Consider the following 3,925-nt stretch of genomic DNA (forward strand, 5'->3'; position numbering starts at 1 on the left):
CAGACTGTGTGAAAACTCTGATCACCTTTTGGTCTAAGTATGTTCTGCTTATGATCTATTAATCTATACATTTAGTTCACTTAATATACTGATATTTATATAATTAGACTATTGATTCAGTTGAGGGTTGAGGCAGTATGTCAAAGTTTATAAGCGGTGAAAGTCGTGACCAATCAACGTTATTTCCAGAATCGTTGGAAGATTACGTCAGTGAAGATAATACGGTCAGAGTGATTGATGTTTTCATTGAGGAACTAAATCTAGCTGAATTGGGGTTTAAAGGATTAACTTTAAAGTCCACAGGCCGCCCTAAGTATCATCCTGCCACATTATTAAAACTGTATCTTTATGGTTACCTCAACCGTATTCAATCATCCCGCCGATTAGAAACCGAATGCCAACGCAATATTGAACTGATGTGGCTACTTGGTAAATTGGCACCCGACTTTAAAACGATTGCTGATTTTAGAAAAGACAACGGAGATGGTATAAAAAATGTGTGCAAAACGTTTGTTGAAGTCTGCCGTCGTCTGAATATGTTTGAGAAACCAGTTGTTGCCATCGATGGTAGTAAGTTTAAAGCTAGCAACAACAAAGGCAATAATTTTACGCCAAGCAAAGTTAAATTCCACATCGACCGAGTCGAAAAGAACATTGAACGTTACCTTGAATTACTTGATGAAGCCGATAAAGAGCAAGCTAACGTCACAAAAATTAAAGCCACAAAAGATAGGCTAGCTGACTTTCGCAGCCAGTTAAAAAAACTACACGAGATTAAAGAACAAGTTGAAGCTCATCCTGACAAGCAAATATCCACTACTGATCCTGATTCACGTTTAATGAAAACTCAAGGTTTTACAAGAGTTGTGAGTTATAACGTGCAAAGTGCGGTTGATACCAAGCACCACCTTATAGTGGCGCATGAGGTGACCAACGTGCCAGATAGAGGCCAGCTTGCGTCAATGACAAAACTCGCACAAAAAGCATTGCGCAAGGAAGATATAAGGGTATTAGCAGATAAAGGTTACTTCAGTCAGCCCGATATAAAAGATACTATCGATTTGGGTGCAGAGCCAATCATGCCCAAGACGGATACATCGTCCTCTGAAAAGAAAGGGATATTTAACCGCTCACTCTTCAAATACGATGCAAATAAAGATATTTACTTATGCCCCGCTGGTAATGAACTTCAAAATCGAATGCAGGTATTTGAGCAAGGTAAATACCTTGATGTTTACTTCAATCACATTGCTTGTCGAGATTGTAAAATAAGAAGTCAGTGCACTAACTCTAAAAAAGACCCTAGGCGAATAAGGCGGTGGGTGCATGAGATTCTGACAGAAGAAATGCTTCAAAAGCTAAAGAATGAACCTGAATTGATGCTTCATCGCAAGCAAACTGTTGAGCACCCCTTTGGCACAATTAAACTCTGGATGGGAGCTACCCACTTACTAACACGAGGTTTAAAAAGCGTGAGTACAGAAATAAGTCTTCATGTTCTGGCTTACAACTTCAGAAGAATGCTCACAATTATGGGAGTTAATGGTCTAAGTAAAGCGATTAGAGTAGCGTTGCTATAGCAGTTTCGCTCGCGCGGAGAAAATTGCAATACTGAGAAAAAATCGATCGCAACCATCCTAGATGGTTTTAAACTAAGAACATACCCAAGACAATTTATTAAAAATTAGTTTTTACACAGTCTGGGCACTGAGCCGAACTTCGGCAAAGAGCGAGAACCGGACACTGAAAAAGTTAAATTTATTCCGGTTTTTTGAGTAGAAATCTAATTTTGTCCAATAACATTATTAACCGCCGTTTTGGGGCAAAATAACATGCTTAATTTCTCGCTATTTTAATTGCTTGTTTACAAAGGTATTTATTGGTTAAATTATCAGAGTAGGTAATATATGCCGTTTAGGTGTGTTATAAACCACCAAAATGGTGTTAAATAAGCTGTTAGCTACCCATTAATGAGCATGGATGTAATATGAAAGTTTTATTTCTCTTATCTATGATTTTATTTTCTACATACAGCAATGCTGTTGTGAAGAGACATGATGTTCCTCCTGAAAATTATGTACTTGATAAAATGCCTGAATACCTAATTGATATGCCCCATGAAGGTCATGGTGTATTAATAAATTCACAATGGGTTTTGACCGTAGCACACACAATCTTTTATGATTATGTTGGTAAAGATCTAATAGTTGGTTCAAAAGCATATGAAATTGAAAGCGTTCATATACACCCTGATTACACTGAACCTAATAAAAGTTTACTTAAAGACGATTTAGCGCCTTTAATGAGATTTTTCAAATCTAGAAGTGACATTGCACTAATCAAATTATCATCAAAAGTAAGTGGTGTTAATCCAATCAAAATATACAAAGGCAAAAGTGAAAAAGGTAAAACAATTACTGTCTATGGTAGAGGAGCTACTGGGAACGGATTAACTGGCGAAGACCCAGATACTAAATCACTTCGTGTGATGAACCAGTTTCAAAATATTATTGAAAGCGCGGAAGGTAACTGGTTAGCATTCAAATTCGATGAACCAGAAAATGCATTGCCACTTGAAGGTATGCATGGCTCTGGAGATAGCGGTGGGGCTTCTGTTGAATCGCCCCGAGTTCATCGGAGACCAGTTTGTTTAAGTCAGGCCACTTTACCTGACTCGTTTAAATTATCATAGTAGTCTGTTTCATATTGAGCTGGTGAAATATACCCAATTGAAGATAATAAGCGTTGATTATTAAACCAATTGACCCACTCTAACGTTGCGTATTCAACAGCATCAACATTCTTCCACGGGCCATTTCTGCGAATAATCTCTGTTTTAAATAATCCATTTATTGTTTCAGCCAATGCATTGTCATAAGAGTCACCCACACTGCCTACAGACGCTTGAATTCCAGCTTCAGCAAGTCGCTCAGTGTATCGTATAGACAAATATTGGCTGCCTCTGTCGCTGTGGTGAATTAACCCTTCGGGGTTGCCACGATGCCAAATAGCTTGCTCTAACGCATCAAGAATAAGCTCTGTGTGCATTGTCGTTGATACACGCCAACCTACAATGTATCGTGAAAAAACATCTATCACGAAAGCGACATAAACAAACCCACTCCATGTGGCAACATAGGTGATGTCAGCTACCCAAAGTTGATTTGGCTGCTCAGCAGTAAATTGACGATTAACTAAATCAAGTGGCTTATCTTGTTGCTCGTCAGGTATCGTTGTCTTATGTGCTTTACCCCGACGAACACCTTGAATTCCCATAACTCGCATCAATCGTTCGACTGTACAGCGGGCGACTTGATGGTCGTCAAGCTGTAGCTGCTTCCATATTTTTCTTGCACCATAAACTGACATATTATCCTCCCACACTTCGCGAATGAGTATTATCAGCTCAGCATCACGCTTTTTGCGGTTAGACAGTCGCTCAGGCTCTCTTTGTATCTGTTTATGAGAATAATACGTTGATGGTGCAATCGGCAATTCCTTGCAAATTGACTCGACACCGTAATGCTCTCTGCAAGCATCAATAAAATCCACTATTACTTCTGTTTGCGGTCGAGCTCCGCTTGGGCGAAAAAAGCGGCAGCTTGCCTCAGGATATCATTCGTTCGCTTGAGCTCTTTATTCTCGCGCTCTAAGACGGCAAGGCGTTCTTCAGTTGATTGCGTATTAGAAGAGGGTTTAGACGGTTGAGCTTGAGATTTCTTGACCCATGCTCTAAGTGTTTCTGGGGTACATCCCAGTTTATCTGAAATCGATACTAGCGCAGCCCAAAGAGAAGGGTATTCATGCTGTTGTGTGGTAACAAGCCTAATTGCACGTTCACGAAATTCTGATGTATAGCGATTTGATTTTTTCATAGTTCCAGTTTCTCAAGTTATTGAGTCTCTGGCAAACACGGGGCGATTCA

At 39.5% G+C, this 3,925-nt stretch carries 3 protein-coding genes and 1 other annotated feature; of the genes, 2 read left to right on the forward strand and 1 reads right to left on the reverse strand.

What is annotated here, in order from left to right:
- Positions 1 to 137: 137 nt before the first annotated feature.
- Together ND6B_RS02910 and ND6B_RS02905 are read left to right on the forward strand one after the other, a co-directional pair.
- Positions 138 to 1,580 (forward strand): IS1182 family transposase, encoded by a 1,443-nt coding sequence (locus ND6B_RS02910; protein WP_013465392.1) that lies wholly within the window; start codon positions 138 to 140, stop codon positions 1,578 to 1,580.
- 407 nt (positions 1,581 to 1,987) lie between these two features.
- Complete coding sequence (locus ND6B_RS02905; protein ID WP_235420572.1) at positions 1,988 to 2,692, forward strand: trypsin-like serine protease; 705 nt, start codon at positions 1,988 to 1,990, stop codon at positions 2,690 to 2,692.
- Here ND6B_RS02905 and ND6B_RS02900 read toward each other — a convergent pair.
- Positions 2,656 to 3,875, reverse strand: a protein-coding gene (locus ND6B_RS02900; RefSeq protein ID WP_089368775.1) for an IS3 family transposase whose coding sequence is annotated in 2 segments (ribosomal slippage) — positions 2,656 to 3,596 and positions 3,596 to 3,875 — 1,221 coding nt in all. Because the reading frame shifts where the segments join, the coding sequence is not laid out codon by codon here. The genes ND6B_RS02905 and ND6B_RS02900 overlap by 37 nt on opposite strands.
- Positions 3,481 to 3,597, reverse strand: a sequence feature (AL1L pseudoknot). (Overlaps the previous gene by 117 nt.)
- Positions 3,876 to 3,925 lie beyond the last annotated feature (50 nt).

The organism is Pseudoalteromonas sp. ND6B (assembly GCF_000764215.1).
Classification (GTDB): Bacteria; Pseudomonadota; Gammaproteobacteria; order Enterobacterales; family Alteromonadaceae; genus Pseudoalteromonas; species Pseudoalteromonas tetraodonis.